We start from the raw sequence: 21,551 nt of genomic DNA, 5'->3' as shown, positions 1-21,551 counted from the left end.
TCTCCTTATATCTCCACCCTTGCCCCCTCATCCCGCTACCGCGACCTTCTCCCCTCGGGGAGAAGGCGACACGCAGCACCCCTTGCAAATCAATCCCCGCAAACCACGGCTAACGGGGCTTTGCTTTCCCCTCACCCACCCTGCGCGACCGGACGACGCCTAGACGGCAAGGTCATGGCCAGCACACCGGCAATTACGCAGACGAGCCCCACCCACATGGCTGATGTCGGCACTTCTCCCAGAAACACCATGCCGATGGCAACACCGATCGGGACCCTGAGATAGGCCTGCGACGTGGTGCCAACCGAACCGAGTGTCTGCATCAGCCGGAAATAGATCATGAAGGCAAGGGCGGTGGAAAATGCGCTCAGGCACACAAGCGCCGTGAGGGAAGCCGCGGACGGAGACAGAGTCCATGGCCGGTCGACGATCAGGCTCAGCGGCAACAGCAGGACTGCACCGCAAATCATTGAGCCGGCAGCCGGCATGATCGGATCAAGCCCCTGAAGTTCTTGCTGAAAATGGCGGCGCAGGCATAGGAAAAGGCCGCTATCAGCATCGCAAGCTGGCCCCATAGCGCCTCCCCCGCACCACCGAGCGCATCGAGACCGATGATGAGGCACACACCCGTCATGCCCGCAATGGTGCCGAACAGCTTTCGCCCGCTGACCTGTTCATGCCGGATGACGAGTGCCGTGAGAAGAAAGGTGAAGATCGGCGTCGTCGCATTGAGAATGACGGCAAGACCGGCATCGATGCTCTGCTCCGCCCAGGCGATCAGCGTGAAGGGCAACACGCTGTTGATGCAGGCCTGGATGAAGAACAGCCGCCAGGTCGCAAAATCCCTCGGCAAACGCAGTCCGCGCAGCCGGATGACCGAGAGCAGCAGCAGACCGGCTATAAGCGTTCGCGATGCGATGAAGGTGATCGGCGGTATCGTCTCCACCCCGATCTTGATGAATGTATAGGATGCCGCCCACAGCGTGGACAGGAGGGCGAGCAGCAGCAATTCGCGGGCAATGGGATTTTGAGAGGTCACGGATCGATTTTCCAACAGCGTTCAGGATGAACCGTTCCTACTCCGAAAACAACCATCTATGCTTCGGCGGCGGCCGAAGTTTTCATCCTAAAAGAGAAACCCGCACGGCATGGCCATGCGGAGCCTCAGCGAAAGGATCGATGACCGAGGGTCGGGCAGATCAGACCCGGCGCTCATCCACCGAGAGGGCTCCCGGACCGGCAAAGACCAGATAAAGGAAGACGAAGCAGAACAGGATGGCGGCGTCACCGCCGTTCAGGGCCGGGAAGAAGCTGCTTGGCGCATGCGCCATGAAATAGGCGACAGCCATCTGACCGGAAAGGATGAAGGCGACCGGACGCGTGAACAGGCCGATCAGCACGAGAATGCCGCCGACGAGTTCCAGAAGCGCCGCCACCAACAGCATTGTCGGCAGCGAACCCTGCATCTGCGATGCCGGGAAGCCGAAGAGCTTCTGTGTTCCGTGCTCGATGAAAAGCAGTGCCGCGATGATGCGCAACGCCGCAAGGGCGTAAGGTCGGTAGCGGGAGAGATTGTCGAAAGCTGCCATGTAGATGTGTCCCCGTTGAAGTGATGAAGCGCCGGTTAAAGCGCGCTGGCACGTTTATGGATACACGTCCCGAAGAGCGGAAATCACGTTTCCGATATTGCAGGACTACCTAAAATAAGCAAAAGTCGATTTTCTACAAATAGTTGATTTCACCGTATAAAACTCACATTAATCCGGAAAAATCAACTCAAGGCTTCAGACATTTTTTCGTGCGGCAAAGGCGGAAAAATCCGCCTCTCCCTCAAGCCTGCAACACGACGACCTTGGAGCCGACAGGCACGCGGCTATAAAGATCGATAATGTCGTGGTTGAGCATGCGGATGCAGCCGCTGGACATGGCGTGGCCGATGGATTGCGGCTGGTTGGTGCCGTGCAGGCGGAACATGGTGTCGTTGCCCCGCGATAAAGATAAAGGGCACGCGCGCCGAGCGGATTGTTCGGGCCGCCCGCCATGCCGCCGGCAAATTTCAGATTGCGCGGATCGCGGCGCATCATATTCGCGGTCGGCGTCCAGGAAGGCCATTCGGACTTGCGGCCAATATAGGCGTCGCCCTTGAGCGCAAGCCCCTGCCGGCCGACACCGACGCCGTAACGCATCGCCCGTCCGTCACCCATAACATAATAGAGCCGCCGCGCCGGCGTATCCACAACCACCGTTCCGGCCGGATGCGCGGTATCATAGGCAACTTCCTGCCGGCGAAGCTCCGGCTTGACCTTGTCCAGATGCATGGCGGGAAGCGGGAATTTCTCTTCCGGCTTCGCCGCATAATTAAGCCTCTGCTGGCCGATGCCGGTATTGGCGCAGCCGGCCAGAAACAGCGGCAATCCAAACAGAACACCACGACGTGAAATAGACATGTAACCCCCGCCAAATCTCTAGATTAACGAGAGGTATAATTTTATGGTTAACAAACCCCTAATATGAGGTTGTGGTAATTAACGTACCGCAACCGCTGCGGCAGGCTTGCGATTGGCGAGGTAAACCCCCGTCACCGCCAGAACCGTGCCGGCGATCATGGCAGGCGTCAGCGTCTCCCCGAAAAGCAGGGCGGCTTCCACGGCGGCAAGCGGCGGCACGAGATAGATCAGCGAGGCCGCGCGCGAGACCTGCCCGCGCCGGATCAGGTAAAGAAGCAGCGCCACGGCGCCGATGGAGATCGCCCCGACAGACCAGGCAAGCGTGGCGGCAAGCCCGAGGCTCCAGTCCACATGTCCGTCCTCCAGCAATAGCGCGAAGGGAATGGTGACCAGCAAAGCGCCGACATATTGCAGCGTGGCAACCGCCATGATGTTTCCGCCATGGACGTATTTCTTCTGGTAGAGCGTGCCATAGGTCACCGACGTCATGCCAAGGACATTCACCGCAACGGCGTAAAGCGGCACGGACAGGCCGAGCGCGCCTGACGCCATGACCTTGGGGAGAACCGCAATGGCGATGCCCACAAAGCCGATGAGCAGGCCGGCCTTCTGCAAGGGCGAGATTTTTTCGCCGATCATGTAGCGGGCCGCCACCGCCGTCATCAACGGCTGCAAACCGGCAATGATGCCGCCGATCGCCGCTGGCACGCCCTGCCCTATCGCCCACCAGATCATGCCGAGATAAAGACCGTGCAGGAAAACGCCGGACAGGATCGCCCGGAAGACGTCGGTGCGCCGCTCCGGCCACGGAATGGAGGAGAGCCGGCAGATGCCCCACAACAGCGCACCCGCCAATATGTACCGCAGACACAGGAAGGTCAGCGGCCCCGTATAATAGACGGCATATTTGGCGGTGACCCAGCCGGTCGACCACAGAAAGACGAAGATGGCCGGAGCCAGACGGTCAAGCGACATGGGAACATCCCCTGTGCCGCAAGGCGCTGTCACCGGAGATGGGCGACATCAATGCATGCGGCGAATTGATATTTCTGCAGCTTCAGGCAACCGGCGAACGATCGGGCCGGATGACGGCCAATATACGCGGCAAAACCGGAGCCGTTTCGGCAAGGCGGTATCGCCATCCCCTTAAAAGGTCAAAAGCCTTTTCGTGATGCCATCTTTCAGATTTTCTGATGCAGGCGGCGCAAGCCATCAACCGAAAGCGAACGAACAAAATTTATGCATTCGCCCAAGGCGCACACAGCACCACCACCCTCATCAGCCCCGCCTCGCCGCGCAACCATTTTGCCGATGCCGCATTTATAGGCTGAAACCGAAAAAACGCTTCTTTTTTAAAACTCTAGGGCGCTGAAAAATCTTCGCGGGGACGCCCGCATAGTTCTTGCATTGCATTTGTCGTTGTATTCATATGGTAAAAAAGGGGACATCGAAGTTGGCATTTGACGAAATGATAAATGCGGACGAAACGCCGCGAAGCCCATATGAAAACTATAACGAGTGGTACAGCCGGCAGGACAGGGCGCACCTGATCCAGAAGTCAAAAGACGCGGAAAACATCTTTCGAAAAACCGGTATTACTTTCGCAGTCTATGGCCACGCCGACAGTTCAGAAAAACTGATCCCCTTCGATATCATCCCGCGCATCATTTCCGGCCGTGAGTGGCGCAAACTGGCCCAGGGTATCGAACAGCGGGTTCTCGCTCTCAACGCTTTCCTCGACGATATCTATCACAAGCAGGAAATCATCCGCGCCGGACGCATTCCCCGCGAAATCATCGAGAAAAACGAAGCCTTCCTGCCGGAAATGATCGGTTTCACCCCGCCCGGCGGCGTCTATACCCACATTGTCGGCACGGATATCGTCCGCACCGGCGAAGACCAGTTCTATGTTCTGGAAGACAATGCCCGCACGCCATCCGGTGTCAGCTACATGCTGGAAAACCGTGAAACGATGATGCAGATGTTCCCGGAACTCTTCCATGAAAACAAGGTCCGGCGGGTGGAGGACTATCCCTACCTCCTGCGCCAGTCCCTCGCCTCGCTCGCCCCTCCCGGCTGCACCGGCAAGCCGCGTGTCGCGGTGCTGACGCCCGGCATCTATAATTCCGCCTATTACGAACATTCCTTCCTCGCCGACATGATGGGCGTGGAACTGGTGGAAGGCTCCGACCTGCGCGTCATGGACGGCAAGGTCAAGATGCGCACCACACGGGGCTATGAAGCCATCGACGTGCTCTACCGCCGCGTCGACGACGATTTCCTTGATCCGTTGACATTCCGGCCGGATTCGGCGCTCGGCGTGCCCGGCATCATGGATGTCTATCGCGCCGGCAACATCACCATCGCCAATGCCCCCGGCACCGGCATTTCCGATGACAAGGCGATCTATTCCTACATGCCTGAGATCGTCGAATTCTATACCGGCCGCAAGCCGCTGCTGGAAAACGTGCCGACATGGCGCTGTTCGGAGCCGGACAGCCTGAAATACGTTCTCGACAACCTTGCCGAACTGGTCGTCAAGGAAGTCCACGGTTCGGGTGGTTACGGCATGCTGGTCGGCCCCACCGCGTCGAAAAAGGAACGGGCGCTTTTTGCCGAAAAGCTGAAAGCCCGCCCCTCCAACTACATTGCGCAGCCGACGCTGTCGCTTTCCACCGTGCCGATCATGGTGAAGAACGGCATCGCGCCGCGCCATGTCGATCTGCGTCCTTATGTGCTGGTTTCAGACAAGGTGAAGATCATTCCCGGCGGACTGACCCGCGTTGCCCTCAAGCAGGGCTCGCTGGTGGTCAATTCCAGCCAGGGCGGCGGCACCAAGGATACATGGGTACTGGAGGACTAAGCCATGCTGGGCAGAACGGCAAACGGGCTCTACTGGATGTTCCGGTATATCGAGCGCGCTGAAAACATCGCCCGGCTGATCGATGCGGGCCTGCGCGTTTCACTCACGCGCAGCGGCAGCGGTGATGAGGACTGGGATGGCGTATTACAAAGTGCGGGCGTGCACGAAGCCTTTCTCGAAACGCGCGAGAAGGTGACGGCGGCCAATGCGATCGATTATCTGCTGCGGGACAAGGCCAACCCTTCCAGCGTCATGTCCTGCATCGAGGCGGGCCGCAACAATGCCCGCATGGTGCGGACGGCGCTGACGCGCGAGACATGGGAAGCCACCAATGAATTCTGGATCGAGCTGAAGAATATCCTCGGCCGCAAGCTCAGCCATGCCGAGCTGCCGCAGACCATCGATGTCATCAAGCATCGCGCCGGTCTGGTGCGCGGCGCTTTTCACGGTTCGATGCTGCGCAACGATCTCTATAATTTCTCCCGCATCGGCACCTTCATTGAGCGCGCCGACAACACCGCCCGCATTCTGGACGTGAAATATTACGTGCTGCTGCCGGCCGTCGCCCATGTCGGCTCCTCGCTCGACAATGCGCAATGGGAATCCATCCTGCGGTCGGTCTCGGCCCACCGCTCCTATGGCTGGGTCTATGATGCGGAGTACAAGCCGGCCAATATTGCCGACTTCCTCATTCTCAACGGCCGCATGCCGCGCTCGCTCGCCTATTGTTACGAAAAGATCGCCAGCAACCTCAATTACATAGCCGAGGATTACGGCGAAAGGCACAAGGCGCATGAGACGGCAGAAAGCATTCGCGACAGTCTGCGCAAGACGACCATCGGCCGTGTCATGGATGAAGGTCTGCACGAGTTTCTGGAGAGATTTGTCAACCGCAACGGTCAGCTGGGCCAGGAAATCGTGGAAGGCTACCGCTTTTATCAGTAAGCGCGTGGACGGGGACATCTTATGCGTCTGAAAATCACCCATACGACGGAATATGTCTATGACGAGCCGATGCCCTATGCATTGCAGCGGCTGCGCCTGACACCGCAGACCGGCCCATGCCAGACGGTCGAAGACTGGGATGTATCGGTCGACGGCGCCACCGTCGAAGTGACCTATGACGACCATTTCGGCAACCGGGTTGCCCTGGTGGAGACGGAAGGCCCGCAACGGAAGGTCAAGGTTCTGGCAAGCGGCCTCGTCATCACAGAGGACAAGGCCGGCGTGTTCGGTACCCATACCGGCAATGCGCCGCTGTGGCTCTTCATGCGCGAGACGCCGCTGACCAAGCCGGGAAAACTGGTGCGTGAACTGGCAAAGACCAGCAACGGTGACAGCGAGCTTGCCCGCCTGCATGACCTCATGGAGAATATTCACCGCAAGGTTCAATATATGCCGGGCTCGACCGACACTGAAACCACGGCGGAAACGGCACTGGAGGCCGGCAAGGGCGTCTGCCAGGACCACGCCCATATCCTGATTTCTGCCGCACGGCTGATCGGCCTGCCCGCACGTTATGTCTCCGGTTATCTGATGATGGACGAAGTGGCGCAGCAGACGGCCACCCATGCCTGGGCCGAGGTGCATCTTCAGGGGCTTGGCTGGGTCGGTTTCGACGCCGCCAACAACATCTGCCCGGATGACCATTATGTCCGCATCGCCTCCGGCCTCTGCTACCGTGATTGTGCGCCGATCTCCGGCATGCGGATCGGCCCGGCCGGCGAAACGCTAAGTGTCTCCGTGACCGTGCAGGAAACACAAAGCCAGAGCCAGTCGCAGAGTTGAGACAATGACCGCCAGAGACGACGACACCATCGGCTTTTATACCGACAACGCCGGAGCCTATACATCAAGGGGACAGGCGCCGGACCGACCCCAACTGGAAGAATTTCTGGCGCGCCTGCCGGACGGTGCGACCGTCCTGGAATTGGGATGCGGCGGTGGGCAGGACAGCGAATTCATGCTGGCTGCGGGTTTCGACGTTCACCCCACCGATGGAACGCCCGACATCGCCAAGGCTGCGGAAGCCCGGCTTGGCATTCCCGTCAAGACATTGCTGTTCGAGGATATCGGCGACAGCGATCGTTATGACGGCGTCTGGGCCAATGCCTGCCTGCTGCATGTGCCCCGCCCCGCCCTTCCCGGCATCATCGGCCGCATCCATGCAGCGCTGAAGCGGGGCGGCGTTTTCTACGCCAGCTTCAAGGCGGGAGAGGCGGAAGGCCGCGACACCTTCGGCCGTTATTACAACTATCCTTCGAAAGCCTGGCTGGAAGACCTGTACGGCCAGCTTGGCTGGACAAGCCTCGAGATAGAAGCCCGGATGGGCAGCGGATATGACAAGCTGCCGACCGACTGGCTGCATGTGACGGCAACGAAGTCCTGACCCTTTTCAGCAACCTGCAGGTTGCGAAAGCGCGTCCCGACCGTTTAAATCGCGGCATCGATTGACATGGCATGGTCCGGCTTCAGCCTGCGGGCAAAGAAGTCCGCGAGGAGACGACTTTTGTACAGGATTTCCGACTATCGGGACTGCCAGTCCCATGGCCCCATCATCGCTGAACGGGTCTGGACGGCATGGTGGCAGGACAGCGGCCTGCATGTCGGCGATGTTGCGGAACATCTGAAGGACATGACCAATCCCCATGCCCTGCCAACCGGCTTCGTCGCCCATGACGGCGACGTTTATGTCGGTTCAGCCTTCCTCATCCATTGCGATCTGGAAGAACGTCCGCAATATCTGCCCTGGGTCGCCGCGCTCTGGGTGGAGGAAGACCGCCGGCGCTCGGGCGTCGCCCGGGCGCTGATGCAAGCCGCGACGAAAAGGGCGGCCGAACTCGGTCACCACATCAGCTATCTGTGCTGTGAGCGCGATCTCGAAACCTACTATATCAATTGCGGCTGGACCGTCCTTGAACGCGGTGTCGGCAAACACGATCTGACCGTGCTGACCTACAGCACGAAAACTTGAAGCCGTCTGTCCGCGCCGGACAGCCCATGGACGACCGGAGGAAACCATGCGCCCGCCAGCCGCCATTATGGAAACCGCGATCTACGCGGATGATCTCGACGCCGCCGAGGCCTTTTACCGCGATGTCTTCGGGCTGGAGGTGGTGCGCAGGCTAGCGGGGCAGTTCGTATTCTTCAAATGCGGCCGGCAGATGCTGCTGATCTTCGATCCGCAACAATCACGCAAGGCCACGCCGGACAATCCGATCCCGCGCCATGGCGCAACCGGGCAAGGCCATTTCTGTTTTTATGCGAAAGACAAGGCGGAAGTGGACGGCTGGAAGGCGCGCTTCGAAGAGCTAGGCATCGCCATCGAACACTATCACCATTGGCCGAATGACAGCTATTCCGTCTATATCCGAGACCCGGCGGGTAATTCGGTGGAGGTTGGTGAAGGAAAGCTGTGGGGGTTCGGATAAGGCAAGCGCTTGAAAGTTGCCCGACGCACAAAGGGATAATCGGATGAAAGAGCTATCATCTGGCGTCATCCTCGGGACAAGCCCGAGGATGACGTTGAGGGAGGGATGACCCACCCCCGACCATTTTTCACACACAGTCCGCAGATCATATCTGCCGAACGATGATCTCTTCTTCCGCATCAACGGCCAGCGGGTTCTTCAGCGGCAGGCCGAAACCGGCGGCTTCGATCTCGAACACATCGCCCGCTTCCGGCTTGATGCCGTCTGCGAAGGAGAGCGTGGCCGTGCCGAACATGTGCACATGAACATCGCCAGGTGCGCGGAACAGGCCGTATTTGAAATGGTGATATTCGAGATTCGCGAAGGTGTGGGACATGTTGTCCTCACCCGAGACGAACGGCTTTTCGAAAATCACCTTGTCACCACGGCGGATGCGCGAGGTGCCGCGAATATCCGACGGCGGTGCGCCGACGCGGATTTCCGGGCCGAAGCTTGCGGGGCGCAGCTTGGAATGGGCGAGGTAGAGATAGTTGATCCGCTCGGTGACGTGATCGGAAAATTCGTTCGAGACGGCGAAGCCGATACGCACAGCTTCGCCCTTGTCGGAGATCACATAGATGCCGGCCATCTCCGGCTCTTCGCCGCCATCCAGCGCAAAGGACGGAGAGGTGAGCGCGGTACCGGGCGCTGCTGCCACATGGCCGTTGCCCTTGTAGAACCATTCGGGTTGAACGCCCTTTTCGCCAGCCTTCGGCTTGCCGTTTTCGAGACCCATGCGGAACATCTTCATGGAATCCGTCAGGCTTTCCTCGGCAGCTTCCGTGGTCTTCTTGTGCATGCTGTCGCGGGTAGCAGCAGAGCCGAGATGGGTCAGGCCCGTGCCGGTCAAATGCAGATGCGCCGGATCTGGATGGGTGATCGGCGGCAGGAAACGACCTTCGGCATAAGCCTTTTCGAGATCGACGGCATCGCCCAGGCCATGGGCGGAAATGACATCGGCGAGGCTCTTGCCGCCATTGGCGGCTTCCATGGCCAGCGCATAAACCGACTCTGCATTGTTGACGGCGCGTGCTTGCCCGCCTTCCTCGCGAACGGCTACGGTGATTTTGCCGCTGGCATCTTTGATCTGTGAAATGAGCACGGGATTTCCTTCCTCCGGCGCAACGCGCCTTATCTTCATCGGCGCATGCGCCTGCATCTTATGAAAGTGGCCGGAAACCGGCCACTTTTTTGACTTGCGATTTGGGTGGGCCGATCAGCCCTTGTTTTTGTTGTAGACGTCGAAGAACACGGCGGCGAGAAGCACGAGACCCTTGACCATCTGCTGGAAGTCGATGCCAAGGCCGACGATCGACATGCCGTTGTTCATGACGCCCATGATGAAGGCGCCGATGACCGCGCCGGTGATCTTGCCCACGCCGCCGGATGCCGAAGCACCGCCGATGAAGCAGGCCGCGATGACGTCAAGCTCGAAGCCCACACCAGCCTTCGGCGTCGCCGAATTGAGGCGGGTCGCGATGATCATGCCGGCAAGACCCGCCAGCACACCCATGTTGACGAAGGTGAGGAAGCTCAGGCGTTCGGTGTTGATACCGGAAAGCTTGGTCGCCTTCTCATTGCCACCCATGGCGTAAACGCGGCGGCCGATGGTCGTGCGGCGCGTCACGAAGCTGTAGAGCGCAATCAGAACCAGCATCACGATCAGCACGTTCGGCAGACCGCGATAGGTGGACAGCTGGTAACCCAGGAAGAGGATAGCACCAGAGATCAGCAGATTCTGCACGATGAAGAAACCGAACGGCTCGACATCGATGCCGTGCTTCACGTTCACCACGCGGCGGCGCCATGCCAGATAGAACAGCACGACCGTAATCAGCAGCGTCAGGATCATCGACGTGGTGTTCAGACCTTCGATACCACCGATGTCAGGCAGGAAGCCGGTGCTGATGATCTGGAAATCGGTCGGGAACGGGCCGATGTTCTTGCCGCCGAGCACGAAGAGGGTGAGCCCGCGGAACACCAGCATGCCCGCCAGCGTCACGATGAAGGACGGGATGCGGTGGTAAGCGATCCAGTAACCCTGGGCCGCACCGATGATGCCGCCGATGACGAGACAAATCAGTGCCGCCAGAAACGGGTTCATGCCCCATTGCACGGTCAGGATGGCCGCGATCGCGCCCACGAAAGCGACGATGGAGCCGACCGAAAGGTCGATATACCCGGCAACGATCACGAGCAGCATGCCAAGCGCCATGATGACGATGAACGAGTTCTGCAGGATGAGGTTGGTCAGGTTGACCGGACGGAACAGGATGCCGCCGGTGTAGAACTGGAAGAAAACCATGATGGCGACGAGCGCGATCAGCATGCCATATTCGCGAATGTTGGAGCGAATATAGGAGGTGACCGAGATGACGTTACTTTCTTCGCTTGTTGTGTTTGCCGAACTCATGAGTTCTTCTCCCCTGAGCGCATGATAGCGCGCATGATGCTTTCCTGGCTCGCCTCTCCCTTCGGCAGTTCAGCGACGATGCGGCCTTCGTTCATGACGTAGATGCGGTCGCAATTGCCGAGCAGTTCGGGCATTTCCGATGATATCATCAGAACGCCTTTGCCGTCGGCAGCGAGCTGGTTGATGATGGTGTAGATTTCATATTTCGCGCCGACGTCGATACCGCGTGTCGGCTCGTCGAGGATCAGCACGTCGGGATCTGAGAACAGCCACTTGGAGAGCACAACCTTCTGCTGGTTGCCACCCGAAAGATTGACCGTTTCCTGAAAGATGCCGGAAGAGCGGATGCGAAGGCGTGTGCGGAAATCGCTCGCCACCTTCATTTCCTTGATGTCGTCGATGACGCTGGCCTTCGACACGCCGGCCAGATTGGCAAGCGTGGTGTTGTGCAGAATGTTGTCGTTGAGCACGAGACCGAGATGCTTGCGGTCCTCGGTCACATAGGCAAGACCGGCGTCGATCGCCTTGCGCACGGTGCTGACATCCACCGGCTTGCCATGGATCCGCACTTCACCGCTGATCTTGTGGCCATAGGACTTGCCGAAGACGCTCATCGCGAATTCGGTGCGCCCTGCTCCCATCAGCCCGGCAATGCCGACGACTTCGCCCTTGCGCACCGTGACATTGATGTCGTGCAGGACCTGCCTGTCGCGGTGCTGCTGGTGATAGGCGTTCCAGTTTTTCACTTCGAGAATGGTCTCGCCGATCGGCACATCGCGCGGCGGATAACGATCTTCCAGATCGCGTCCCACCATGTTGCGGATGATGACATCCTCGCTGATTTCTTCCTGATGACAGTCGAGCGTCTTCACCGTCATGCCGTCGCGCAGCACGGTGATCTGGTCGGCCACCTTGCGCACTTCGTTGAGCTTGTGGGTGATGATGATCGACGTCATGCCCTGCTTGCGGAATTCCATCAACAGGTTGAGCAGCGCCTCGGAATCGCTTTCGTTGAGCGAGGCGGTCGGCTCATCGAGAATGAGCAGCTTCACGCTTTTCGACAGCGCCTTGGCGATTTCGACCAGCTGCTGCTTGCCAACGCCGATATCGGTGATCAGCGTCTCCGGCGATTCCTTCAGGCCCACCTTCTTTAAAAGTTCGCGGGTGCGGTTGAAGGTCTGCTGCCAGCTGATGACGCCGTTCGAGGCGACCTCGTTGCCAAGGAAGATGTTTTCCGCAATCGACAGGAGCGGCACAAGCGCAAGCTCCTGGTGAATGATGATGATACCAATATCTTCACTGTCGTTGATGGCGCGAAAATTCCGCACTGCGCCTTCATAATGGATTTCGCCCTCATAGGTGCCGGCGGGATAAACACCGGAAAGGACCTTCATCAAGGTCGACTTCCCCGCGCCGTTCTCACCGACGAGTGCGTGGATCTCACCCTCTTTAACCTTGAGGTTGACGTTCTCAAGCGCTTTCACGCCCGGAAACGTCTTGGTGATGTTCCGCATTTCGAGAATGGTATTGGCCATATCGCAATCCAGCGCCCGATTAATTTCGGCGTTTTTATTTTTATGGAAAAACGGGGATGACGCCAAGTCATCCCCGCATGTGTCGTGAAGCTTATTTCAGCTGGTCTTCTTTGTAATAACCGCCGTCAACGAGAACCTGCTTGTAGTTCTCCTTGGTCACGGCAACCGGCTTCAGGAGGTAGGACGGAACGACCTTGACGCCATTTTCATAGGTCTTGGTGTCGTTTACCTCAGGCTCCTTGCCCTGCAGAACGGCGTTCACCATGTTGACGGTAACCTTCGCAAGTTCGCGAGTGTCCTTGAAGATGGTGGAGTACTGTTCGCCGGCAATGATCGACTTGACAGAGGGAACTTCGGCATCCTGACCCGAAACGACCGGCAGCGGCTGGTCCTTCGAGCCGTAACCGACGCCCTTCAGCGAGGAGATGATGCCGATGGACAGACCGTCGTAAGGCGACAGAACGGCGTCAACCTTGGCGTCGGTGTAGTAGGCCGACAGCAGGTTATCCATACGAGCCTGGGCCGTTGCCGGATCCCAGCGCAGCGTACCGACCTTGTCCATGCCGGTCTGGCCGGACTTTACGACCAGCTTGCCGCTGTCGATGTAAGGCTGGAGAACAGACATAGCGCCGTCATAGAAGAAGAAGGCGTTGTTATCATCAGGAGAACCGCCGAACAGCTCGATGTTGAACGGACCCTTGCCGTCCTTCAGGCCAAGCTTGTCGGTGATCGAAGTCGCCTGCAGAACGCCAACCTGGAAGTTGTCGAAGGTTGCGTAGTAGCTGACATCGCCGCTGTTGCGGATAAGACGGTCATAAGCGATGACCTTGATGCCCTGCTCGCCGGCCTGCTTCAGAACGTCCGACAGCGTCGTGCCGTCGATCGATGCGATCACGAGGACCTTGACGCCCTTGGTGACCATGTTTTCGATCTGGGAAAGCTGGTTCGGAATATCGTCATCGGCATATTGCAGGTCGGTCTTGTAACCGGCTTCCTCGAGCTGCTTGACGATGTTGTTGCCGTCATCGATCCAGCGCGCGGAAGATTTTGTCGGCATGGCAATGCCAACGGAACCCTTGTCCTGCGCGAAAGCCGGCGCTGCGAAGGAAGCAGCACCGATGGCACAAGCCGCCATCAGCGAAATAATGGACTTCATTAACTCTCTCCCTTGAACCCTTCTCTGGTGCCGCTTGCTGCGGCGCACCATGAAATTCATGCCGTCAGAGGAAGAAGCCGCATTTAGCCCGTTTCGATCTCGCAGGTGCGAAATGAAACAGATGCCGCTCCTCCCCGGCATTCCGCAAACTGTTCTGAATCCATATAACTGTCAAATAGAATATGTCGCCCAACATATATCAATTATGATATATTAAATCGATACAATAACCATTGAGGGGTATGGGGCGGCGCATGAGCAACCAGAAAGTGTATGAGCAGACGCAAACAACAGATGCGCTTTTCGTCTTTGAGGACAACCCGCTTCTGCGCGCCGGACTGAAGATGAGCCATCTGCGCATGCTGGTCATGATCGAGGAGCACGGACAGGTCAGCGCTGCGGCCGCCACGATGAACATGACGCAGCCGGCGGCCTCGCGCATGCTCTCGGAAATGGAAGCAATCGTCAAAAGCCCCCTCTGTCAAAGGGCCTCGCGCGGCGTGGTGCTGACGAAATTCGGCGAGGCGCTGGCCCGCCGGGCCCGCACCATATTGCTGGAACTGCGCGAGGCAAGCCGCGAACTGAACCAGATGAAATCCGGCAGCGGCGGATCGGTCTATATCGGCGCCGTCACTGCGCCTGCCGTCAGCCTCGTCGTTCCCGCCATAAAACGGGCGATGGACACCTATCCCGGCATCGAAATCAACGTGCAGGTGGAAAGCAGCAACGTGCTGGCCCGCGAACTGCTGGCCGCGCGGCATGACTTCATCATCGGCCGCATCCCGGATGATTTTGATCCAGGCCTCTTCTCCATCCATGAAATCGGCATCGAGCGTGCCTGTCTTGTGGTGCGCGAAGGCCATCCACTGCTGGGCGGCGAGCCCGTGACCCTTGATGACCTTTCCGCCTATGACTGGGTGTTCCAGCCGCCCGGCGCGCTTTTGCGCAGAACGATGGAAGATGTGTTCCTCACCCATGGCGTCGCCATGCCGCGCAACATCATCAACACACCCTCCATGCTCCTGACGCTCGCCCTGATCTGCAACACCGATGCGATTGCGCCGATCGCCCAGGACATGGCCGAGTTCGTGACGGGTCAGGAGGCCGACATCGGCCGCACGCGCATCCTGCCGACGGATTTCGAGCTCGTGGTGAAGCCCTACAGCATCATCACCACCAAAGGCCGCGTTTTGCCGCCCAGCGCCCGCCTGCTTTACGACCTGGTTCTGGATGAAAGCCGCAAGCTCGCCGGCATCTGACGCGGCAAGCCAGACGCCACCTTCATTCTATATAAGGCCGGATCTATTCAGGCTGATGCAGGGAAAAGCCGCATGCTCTTCGGACAATCCGTCTTCCAGTCGGTGGTCGAAAGACTGAAACAGGAAAAAGAAGAGGAAAGCGCGGAAGAACAGCCGCCGCCCGCCGGTCACCGCATCGCCGGTTTCAGTTCGGGTTTCGTCGTTGGCACACATCCTGAAGCGCCGCCACCGGCAAACGGCCACCTCGACGCCTATCTCGCTTTTCTGCCGGATCCCGCTCCTCCCCCGAGCCCGAGCCGCCCCCCAGCCCGAGCCGATGCCGGCATATCTCGAAAAAACCTCGCTCGCCGATGTTTCGGCGGAACTGGCAATCGATGAAACCGACACGGCTACAACATTGGCGGAGAAACGCCGCGCCTTCGCCCGGCTCAATCACCCCGATGGGGTTAAGCCGGAATTCCGGCACAATGCGACACTGCGCATGACGGCAGCAAATCTCCTGATCGACCAGGCGATCCGGATGCAGCGAACCCGCGCGCACTTCCGGTAAAAATGCCGCGTCTTATACTCTGAAAATGCGCAAAACAGAGATAGGAGCGTCTCAGCCGGCGTCGTTCTTGTCGGCCGGCGCGCTTTCGGCAGCATCATTCGATGCGGCCTTGCCTGCATCATTTGTGCTGACGCCGCTGCTATTCGCAGGTTTGAACTTCACCAGCAACTCATAAGCCGCATAAGCCGCGATGCCACCGACGATGGTTCCCCAGAAAAACTCGCGATTGACGAATTCGATAACGGCCCATGCGGCGCAAAAACCGACGATAAGCAATCTGACCCATAGCGGGCGATAAAGCGGATGGCTCGTATCGATATTCAGCATGGCGTCCCCGTTCGGGCCTTTCCACTACATCAGATTGCGATCGCGGGCGCGCCAAGGCGCAACCACGCTGACGCGTCTTGGCCGTTTCACAGGAAAATTGCAATGCAAATCGATCCGCGGCCGATCAGGCTGTCGTGAAAGGTTTAATGTCGCCATGCCCTCAATGGACTGAGGGCGGCACCATGCAAGGACAACCCGCAGCGCCGCACGCCCGTCTGCCTTGTCGATGTTTCAGTCCCGCAAACGTCCAAGCAGGGCCAGCAACTGGTCGCGGGCCTTTTTGCCGCCGATCCTGTCGATCAGCTTTTCCTCACGGTCCCGCCATGCATCGGATAGACGGTCGAGAAGGCTGCTGCCTTCATCGGTCATATCGAGAAAATGAACGCGCCTGTCCTCTTCCGATCTGCGGCGGACAAGCAATCCCTTGTCTTCCATGCTGTCGACGATCGCAACGAAATTGGCGCGCTGAATGCCAAGCGCTTCGGCGACATCGCTCTGCTTGAGGCCCGGATTGCCACCGACGATCACGAGAACGGAAAAATCGGCCGGCCGCAATCCCAGTTCCGCCAGCACATCGGAGAACCCGTTTGCCACGGCAAGTTGAGAGTGCCGCAAATGATAACCGATTGCCGTCGTCAGCAACCCATAGTCGATTGTCGCAGGATGCGCCGTCTCCATGCTGCCGCTTTCGGCTTTTTCCGCCCGCGGCCCGTTGCTATGTGCCAATCGCAAAGCCATCCGATCCCCCGCCTGATTCGTTCCCTTACCCTGCCGAAATCATAACCGACAACGTTCCGAAACTGTATCCCAAATAAATGTAGATGATACTAATATTGTATAATAATTTGACAGTTAATAACCGAATAGCCGAACTTTACAGCCAGATCAACATCTTGGCGACAAGAAAAGTACGACTAATTACCCGCCGATTTTGAGGGGCCCGATCCCCTTTCCGCTCCTTGTTTCAAAGGCGTTGCGCCAATCCGGCCACCTGCGTACGGTAGCGGCGAAATCGCCGCCTGATCGGGCAATAATATACTACTTAAAAGGGAAAACCGTTTTCCACAAAAAACACAATACGTCAAACGACGCACCGCCCCTTTTTGCCCGACAGCGGATGCCACCACCCCGCAACAAGCCCCGCCATTGCCACGACAGGAAAACCGGCAAGGTTTCGCAAATCTTTGATTTTTAGACATTGATGCGGAAAGAAAGCTGGGGTATGAACCAACCGCTGCACGCGATTCAAGCGTGACCGCTGCACCCGTAGCTCAGCTGGATAGAGTGTTGGATTCCGATTCCAAAGGTCACAGGTTCGAATCCTGTCGGGTGCGCCAAATACCGCCGATTGCCGTCCACAGTACGCTATAGCCGCCGAACATACGCTTTCGCATCTGGTAAATGCGCCCGGTACGCAGAAAAAGCCTAGAAGCGGCGGTGGAAAAGTTCGAATCGTTTGCGGTCGATTGATTGCTCTACGGAAATGTCGCCTATGTGGCTTGGAATGGCAGCTATGCGCCTCCACTCCGGCCTTCACGCGGGCCGCAAATTTCTCCAAAGCAACCGCTCGGCCTGTTTGGGCTGAATGGCCCAGTTGGGGAGGATGAAGCGGCCATTCGGCATCGCAAAGGTCGGTCGCGTAGGACCGACTTTTGCACCTGACCTTTGTGACGGATATTCCACTGAAAATTCAGCGCGGCTGGTATGCTCGCAAAACGTGGGAATCGTGCGACAGCTTCGTTCCAGTTTTCGATGCGATTTGTCAGCGCACACCCAGAAGGTACTCTAAGCCCCGCGTGAAGCCACGCGGCGCGACGGTGAGGTGATCCTCGTCGTCCAAGACCGCCGACTTCAATTGCAGGCTCGGATACTTTCGGCTCTGCAACGCTACCTCTAAAGCCCGGTTGTCGGCGACCATATCCACCGTCTGGTTGTAGCGCCGGTCGCCTTTGCGCTGCGCCTCAAAGGCGCCGACATAAAGATAGACCTTCGCCGGCAGGTCCTTGTTCCGCGTGGCGTAATCCGTTTCGAGCTTCAAGGTGTGGCGCTTGTCGTACCAGAGAGAGGGGCTCCCGAGGATATAGCCGCTAAACAAGCCAGGTTCGGTGAACAGGATCTGTGCGCCAAGCAAAGCACCGTAGGAGTGGCCAAGGAAGAGCGATCTGGCGGGATCGGTACGATAGCGGGCGGCGATAGATGGTTTCACCTGATCACCCAAATATCGCTGATAGGCCCGTCCCTGCCCATGGATCGCACCAGCAGGTGCGCTCCTTGGACCGTTCGACGTGGGGGTGTAGTCGCGCTGACGGCTGACCTTGCCATCCTCACCCTTTCCATAAGACAAACCGACAAGAATGAACTCCTCGATCCGGGGCCCTTCGACGTTCAGACGGCGGCCAATCTGCCGGATGATCGGGAAAGCGTAATCAGCATCGGTGACGTAAAGCACGGGGTAACGCCGCTGAGGTTCCTTCGCATAGGACGGTGGTAAGGCGACGAAGACTTGGTAAGTGCGACCGGAAACCGGATCGGGCACATCCCAGACTTCGCTATCGATCACCTCGTATGCGCGCCCCTCTCCCAACTGGGCTTTTGGAGTCGACTGAGCGTACGTGTGCGTCGGACCACTCGGGACGCTGAAGCCGGCGATGACAGCTATCAGTAAGGTATTCAGAAAACATCGTCGCATGTGAAGTCTCCCCGCTTGGATTACTATGGTGTCGACCACTAATGGCGTACACGCGCGGCATTAAGACTAAGATTTTATCGAATGGATTCGTACTTAACAAAACGTGACGGCTGAGATTGGTGGTTTCGGCTATCAGCCAGCCAAGCTGTAAGGCTGTCCGTAATTTGTCGCAAAAATCCTGAAACCTGCAGCAATATGACAGGGACTTATACGGTCCGCTTTAGCTGTCTTCGTCTCATATCATCGAACGGCCGCAATGGGGTCGGAAGCAGTCATAGAGGTCGCCCGGCTCTATAGCAGCTTGTCACCACGCTACCAAGACCGGACGGTCTGCAACCGGCCCAATTTCAGACATTGGTCGTGGCGCAATCGTTCAGAAGTAATATCTTTCCGGATCTCCTTGTGCCCTCAGGGTAGGCGGCTGACTTTGCGGGTCGCAGGTGATGCAAGCTGGCCTAAAGGAGGGCTATAGCGTAGACGTAGTTCTCATCATCACCCGGCGCGGTGCGCCACTTCAGCTCTTCACCACATGAGCCAACCATCACTCATCAGATAAACGTACCGTGGCGCGGTCAGTCGTTTGCCGTCGATGAATAATCGAAAGACAAACACCGCCCTCTCTCGTATGGTGGCCTGTGGACAGGTATATCCGTCACATACTCAATCATCGAATAAAACGTTCAAGACATGCTCCGACCGACAAAATCCCAGATTGAAGCCGAGATCATCGACTGTGCCGCCGGACTGTTTGCGAAGCACGGTTTTTCGCATACCTCGGTTCAACAAATCGCGGATACGGTCGGTTATTCGAAAACCGGGCTGTTGCATCATTTTCCAAGCAAACAGGCGATATATGACGCTGTCGTCAAAGCGCTCAGGGAACACGTCCGGGAAGTTCGCGACAACGTCAAATCTCTACCGGTCGGCCGGGCACGTGACCTCGCCGTCGTGGAAGAGGCTGTCGATTTTTCCTTTCGCCAACCGGGAGTCTCTGCACTTTCCAACCGCATAGCGCTGGATCCCAACCCGGAAGATGCGGAGATGAACGAAATCGGCTTCATGATGTACGAAGCGCTGGGCATCGACATGGGCAACCTCGATATGGAACGGTTGATCCGGGTGACCAGCGCGTTTTCCGGCCTGGGCGTCTGCGCCGGCTTGGCGACCCGGACAAAGCTGACACAAGAATGGCGCGGGCTGATCGTCACCGCGGCAATGGATGCATTGGGCCACAGCGCCACATAAGCCCAAGCGTACCCCCCTGACAAAACTGATTTTGCGGTAATATTGCCCGCTCCCGTAACCGCGCAGCCCTGCCCTGCACGGCCGGCCTCATGCGCCTGTTCAACACCGCCTATGCGGAGGAAATGGCGCTGCTCCTCAGCGGAAAAGACCTCCCACAAATATCTACGTAATTGAAAATTTGCGACTTCCATCCTGCGAAAAAGCGTTCGCGCGTCATGCTTGACGGTTTTAAAAAACCACGTTAGACCAATATGGTCCATTACCGATCAATACGGTCTGCAATGGACCATATCATACGGCCTAATGGCCATCCGGTCTCTCGCTCGAAAGTCAATGGAACCTCCAATGGACGTCTTACATGGCCCCTTCGCCGTAATCCGAAAGCACAGGAAAGCTTTTCTCACTCTCAACGTGGCTTTTTACGGCCTGTTCGCCGTCTCGATGGCGATCACGATGCTGCTGCCCGAGATACAGGCCTATTTAAAAACCGGCATTGATGAGGCTTACCTGCGGCCAGGGGTCTTGAAGACGGTCGCCGATGCCTATGGCTCCCAGAACCTTCCCAAGGCGATGGGCATGACCTTCATCATCAACTTGCTGGTTGCCTTTGTCATGACGACTTTGCCGTCACTGATCATTCCCTTCATCGGCATACTGGCGACACTCCATCGGGGAATCCTGTGGGGCATCATGTTCGCACCCCTCGGGGCTCACAAAGCGATGCTCATACCGCATTCCATAACTCTCCTGATCGAGGGGCAAGCCTACGTGCTGGCCGCATTCGGCGCCTATGTGCATGGACGCACATTTCTGCGGATAAGCGAATATCGGGTAAGTACCCGCTGGGAGGCCTGGAAAGCCGGGCTTGTGCCCCTCGCCAATATATATTGCCTTGTCATCTTCGCCCTCGCCGTAGCTGCGATCTACGAGGTCCTGGAAGCAATATACATCATTCCCCGCATCATCTGAGCGGGCGGCCGTCGCAGCCACAACATCCACATCCGTCCCACCCGGTGAAAAATGAAGTCGCACACGCAGTGCGCTGCCGATCACCTGCGCCTTCCGCACCGCCGTCGACCTGTGGCGGGGCCTCAGCAACAATCACAACCAAGGATCAAAACCCAAATGGCCAATCTTGAAATGAAGACGCTCTCCCGGACGGCACTCGGCCTGCTCGCCCTCACCCTCACGCTCACCGGATGCATGTCGCCTGAAGAGCAGCGCCGGGCAAATCTGTACCAGGATGGAAACACATGCGCCAATTTCGGTTCGCATTATGGTTCGCAGTCTTATACCCAATGCATGCTCCAGCAGCAGCAGCGCCGGGACCAGGAACAGTTGCTCGCCGTTGAAACCATGCGCGCCACGTCGGAGACCTCACTCAACAACCTCGAAGTGATGCGAAGGCTGCGGGAGGGTAAGAGGTGACCTGAGAAGACTGCCATGCCGACAGGCAATTGCATGCAGCGATAGGCCGCCAATATCCGTGTTTCAAGGTAAGCGACCCTCATCCTTCAGCCGGAAGGCCTGAATAAGCCAACATGCCGCGCAAGAAATCAGGTCTTGCGCGGCATGTTATCGGTTATCGGCCGGATAT

Annotated in this window: 19 protein-coding genes, 1 tRNA gene and 3 pseudogenes; 12 read left to right on the top strand and 11 right to left on the bottom strand. The window is 58.0% G+C overall.

The window, feature by feature from the left end; all coding sequences use genetic code 11:
• Positions 1–131: 131 nt before the first annotated feature.
• The 4 genes and pseudogenes from G3A56_RS14260 to G3A56_RS14245 all read right to left on the bottom strand — a co-directional run bounded on the left by G3A56_RS14260 (position 132) and on the right by G3A56_RS14245 (position 3,422).
• Positions 132–1,039, bottom strand: a pseudogene (locus tag G3A56_RS14260) (DMT family transporter).
• Positions 1,040–1,199: 160 nt separating this feature from the next.
• Complete coding sequence (locus G3A56_RS14255) at positions 1,200–1,589, bottom strand: DoxX family protein (protein ID WP_003491622.1); 390 nt, start codon at positions 1,587–1,589, stop codon at positions 1,200–1,202.
• 241 nt (positions 1,590–1,830) lie between these two features.
• Positions 1,831–2,447: pseudogene (locus G3A56_RS14250) on the bottom strand (L,D-transpeptidase).
• Positions 2,448–2,525: 78 nt separating this feature from the next.
• On the bottom strand, positions 2,526–3,422 hold the full coding sequence (locus G3A56_RS14245) for a DMT family transporter (RefSeq protein ID WP_082182788.1): 897 nt from the start codon (positions 3,420–3,422) through the stop codon (positions 2,526–2,528).
• Between the two features lie 478 nt (positions 3,423–3,900).
• Here G3A56_RS14245 and G3A56_RS14240 point away from each other — a divergent pair, with 478 nt between their 5' ends.
• The 6 genes from G3A56_RS14240 to G3A56_RS14215 all read left to right on the top strand — a co-directional run bounded on the left by G3A56_RS14240 (position 3,901) and on the right by G3A56_RS14215 (position 8,741).
• A complete protein-coding gene (locus tag G3A56_RS14240) occupies positions 3,901–5,310 on the top strand; it encodes a circularly permuted type 2 ATP-grasp protein (protein ID WP_035240939.1) in 1,410 nt (469 codons plus the stop codon).
• 3 nt (positions 5,311–5,313) lie between these two features.
• Positions 5,314–6,255 (top strand): alpha-E domain-containing protein, encoded by a 942-nt coding sequence (locus tag G3A56_RS14235; protein WP_003491631.1) that lies wholly within the window; start codon positions 5,314–5,316, stop codon positions 6,253–6,255.
• A gap of 21 nt (positions 6,256–6,276) precedes the next feature.
• Complete coding sequence (locus G3A56_RS14230; RefSeq protein WP_082182789.1) at positions 6,277–7,098, top strand: transglutaminase family protein; 822 nt, start codon at positions 6,277–6,279, stop codon at positions 7,096–7,098.
• A 4-nt stretch (positions 7,099–7,102) separates the two neighbouring features.
• Complete coding sequence (locus G3A56_RS14225) at positions 7,103–7,699, top strand: class I SAM-dependent methyltransferase (RefSeq protein WP_003491635.1); 597 nt, start codon at positions 7,103–7,105, stop codon at positions 7,697–7,699.
• A 120-nt stretch (positions 7,700–7,819) separates the two neighbouring features.
• Positions 7,820–8,284, top strand: coding sequence for a GNAT family N-acetyltransferase (locus G3A56_RS14220; protein WP_003491637.1), 465 nt, complete (start codon positions 7,820–7,822; stop codon positions 8,282–8,284).
• Positions 8,285–8,330: 46 nt separating this feature from the next.
• On the top strand, positions 8,331–8,741 hold the full coding sequence (locus G3A56_RS14215; protein WP_082182790.1) for a VOC family protein: 411 nt from the start codon (positions 8,331–8,333) through the stop codon (positions 8,739–8,741).
• Between the two features lie 145 nt (positions 8,742–8,886).
• On the opposite strand, the gene araD1 is transcribed toward G3A56_RS14215, so the two are convergent.
• The 4 genes from araD1 to chvE all read right to left on the bottom strand — a co-directional run bounded on the left by araD1 (position 8,887) and on the right by chvE (position 13,884).
• Positions 8,887–9,882 (bottom strand): 2-keto-3-deoxy-L-arabinonate dehydratase AraD1, encoded by a 996-nt coding sequence (gene araD1, locus G3A56_RS14210; protein WP_164056474.1) that lies wholly within the window; start codon positions 9,880–9,882, stop codon positions 8,887–8,889.
• A gap of 114 nt (positions 9,883–9,996) precedes the next feature.
• On the bottom strand, positions 9,997–11,193 hold the full coding sequence (gguB, locus tag G3A56_RS14205) for a sugar ABC transporter permease GguB (protein ID WP_082182791.1): 1,197 nt from the start codon (positions 11,191–11,193) through the stop codon (positions 9,997–9,999).
• On the bottom strand, positions 11,190–12,728 hold the full coding sequence (gene gguA, locus G3A56_RS14200; protein ID WP_035240943.1) for a sugar ABC transporter ATP-binding protein GguA: 1,539 nt from the start codon (positions 12,726–12,728) through the stop codon (positions 11,190–11,192). Before gguA ends, gguB begins: the two co-directional genes overlap by 4 nt.
• Positions 12,729–12,819: 91 nt before the next feature.
• The gene (gene chvE, locus G3A56_RS14195) at positions 12,820–13,884 is read right to left on the bottom strand and encodes a sugar ABC transporter substrate-binding protein ChvE (RefSeq protein WP_003491647.1); all 1,065 of its coding nucleotides are present in this window, start codon (positions 13,882–13,884) and stop codon (positions 12,820–12,822) included.
• A gap of 254 nt (positions 13,885–14,138) precedes the next feature.
• Between chvE and G3A56_RS14190 the strand changes: the two genes are divergently transcribed.
• Positions 14,139–15,143 carry a LysR family transcriptional regulator gene (locus tag G3A56_RS14190; protein ID WP_035240946.1) on the top strand — a complete coding sequence of 335 codons (1,005 nt, stop codon included), beginning with the start codon at positions 14,139–14,141 and terminating at the stop codon, positions 15,141–15,143.
• A gap of 72 nt (positions 15,144–15,215) precedes the next feature.
• Positions 15,216–15,693: pseudogene (locus G3A56_RS14185) on the top strand (hypothetical protein).
• A gap of 51 nt (positions 15,694–15,744) precedes the next feature.
• Here the strand turns inward: G3A56_RS14185 and G3A56_RS14180 are convergent.
• Both G3A56_RS14180 and G3A56_RS14175 read right to left on the bottom strand, forming a co-directional pair.
• Complete coding sequence (locus G3A56_RS14180) at positions 15,745–16,020, bottom strand: hypothetical protein (protein WP_082182793.1); 276 nt, start codon at positions 16,018–16,020, stop codon at positions 15,745–15,747.
• 231 nt (positions 16,021–16,251) lie between these two features.
• Positions 16,252–16,758, bottom strand: a complete 507-nt coding sequence (locus G3A56_RS14175) for a MarR family winged helix-turn-helix transcriptional regulator (protein ID WP_003491655.1) — start codon at positions 16,756–16,758, stop codon at positions 16,252–16,254.
• 522 nt (positions 16,759–17,280) lie between these two features.
• Between G3A56_RS14175 and G3A56_RS14170 the strand changes: the two genes are divergently transcribed.
• A tRNA-Arg gene (locus G3A56_RS14170) sits at positions 17,281–17,357 on the top strand.
• Between the two features lie 425 nt (positions 17,358–17,782).
• Here the strand turns inward: G3A56_RS14170 and G3A56_RS14165 are convergent.
• Positions 17,783–18,580: an alpha/beta hydrolase gene (locus tag G3A56_RS14165; RefSeq protein WP_208615113.1), complete on the bottom strand. Its 798-nt coding sequence runs from the start codon at positions 18,578–18,580 to the stop codon at positions 17,783–17,785.
• Positions 18,581–19,396: 816 nt separating this feature from the next.
• On the opposite strand from G3A56_RS14165, the gene G3A56_RS14160 reads away from it, so the two are divergent.
• The 3 genes from G3A56_RS14160 to G3A56_RS14150 all read left to right on the top strand — a co-directional run bounded on the left by G3A56_RS14160 (position 19,397) and on the right by G3A56_RS14150 (position 21,382).
• On the top strand, positions 19,397–19,954 hold the full coding sequence (locus G3A56_RS14160) for a TetR/AcrR family transcriptional regulator (RefSeq protein WP_082182794.1): 558 nt from the start codon (positions 19,397–19,399) through the stop codon (positions 19,952–19,954).
• A gap of 333 nt (positions 19,955–20,287) precedes the next feature.
• Positions 20,288–20,923 (top strand): stage II sporulation protein M, encoded by a 636-nt coding sequence (locus G3A56_RS14155; RefSeq protein ID WP_164056473.1) that lies wholly within the window; start codon positions 20,288–20,290, stop codon positions 20,921–20,923.
• A gap of 156 nt (positions 20,924–21,079) precedes the next feature.
• A complete protein-coding gene (locus G3A56_RS14150) occupies positions 21,080–21,382 on the top strand; it encodes a hypothetical protein (protein WP_082182796.1) in 303 nt (100 codons plus the stop codon).
• Positions 21,383–21,551 lie beyond the last annotated feature (169 nt).

It is taken from the genome of Rhizobium oryzihabitans (assembly GCF_010669145.1).
Classification (GTDB): domain Bacteria; phylum Pseudomonadota; class Alphaproteobacteria; order Rhizobiales; family Rhizobiaceae; genus Agrobacterium; species Agrobacterium oryzihabitans.
The sequence above is the reverse complement of the archived record's forward strand: the minus strand, read 5'-3'. Positions and strand labels throughout refer to the sequence as shown.

Coding starts and splice junctions, on each gene's coding strand:
- G3A56_RS14255 (WP_003491622.1), bottom strand. CDS start 1,589: ATGGCAGCTTTCGACAATCTCTCCCGCTACCGACCTTACGCCCTTGCG.
- G3A56_RS14245 (WP_082182788.1), bottom strand. CDS start 3,422: ATGTCGCTTGACCGTCTGGCTCCGGCCATCTTCGTCTTTCTGTGGTCG.
- G3A56_RS14235 (WP_003491631.1), top strand. CDS start 5,314: ATGCTGGGCAGAACGGCAAACGGGCTCTACTGGATGTTCCGGTATATC.
- G3A56_RS14230 (WP_082182789.1), top strand. CDS start 6,277: ATGCGTCTGAAAATCACCCATACGACGGAATATGTCTATGACGAGCCG.
- G3A56_RS14225 (WP_003491635.1), top strand. CDS start 7,103: ATGACCGCCAGAGACGACGACACCATCGGCTTTTATACCGACAACGCC.
- G3A56_RS14215 (WP_082182790.1), top strand. CDS start 8,331: ATGCGCCCGCCAGCCGCCATTATGGAAACCGCGATCTACGCGGATGAT.
- gguB (WP_082182791.1), bottom strand. CDS start 11,193: ATGAGTTCGGCAAACACAACAAGCGAAGAAAGTAACGTCATCTCGGTC.
- gguA (WP_035240943.1), bottom strand. CDS start 12,728: ATGGCCAATACCATTCTCGAAATGCGGAACATCACCAAGACGTTTCCG.
- chvE (WP_003491647.1), bottom strand. CDS start 13,884: ATGAAGTCCATTATTTCGCTGATGGCGGCTTGTGCCATCGGTGCTGCT.
- G3A56_RS14190 (WP_035240946.1), top strand. CDS start 14,139: ATGAGCAACCAGAAAGTGTATGAGCAGACGCAAACAACAGATGCGCTT.
- G3A56_RS14180 (WP_082182793.1), bottom strand. CDS start 16,020: ATGCTGAATATCGATACGAGCCATCCGCTTTATCGCCCGCTATGGGTC.
- G3A56_RS14175 (WP_003491655.1), bottom strand. CDS start 16,758: ATGGCTTTGCGATTGGCACATAGCAACGGGCCGCGGGCGGAAAAAGCC.
- G3A56_RS14160 (WP_082182794.1), top strand. CDS start 19,397: ATGCTCCGACCGACAAAATCCCAGATTGAAGCCGAGATCATCGACTGT.
- G3A56_RS14155 (WP_164056473.1), top strand. CDS start 20,288: ATGGAACCTCCAATGGACGTCTTACATGGCCCCTTCGCCGTAATCCGA.
- G3A56_RS14150 (WP_082182796.1), top strand. CDS start 21,080: ATGGCCAATCTTGAAATGAAGACGCTCTCCCGGACGGCACTCGGCCTG.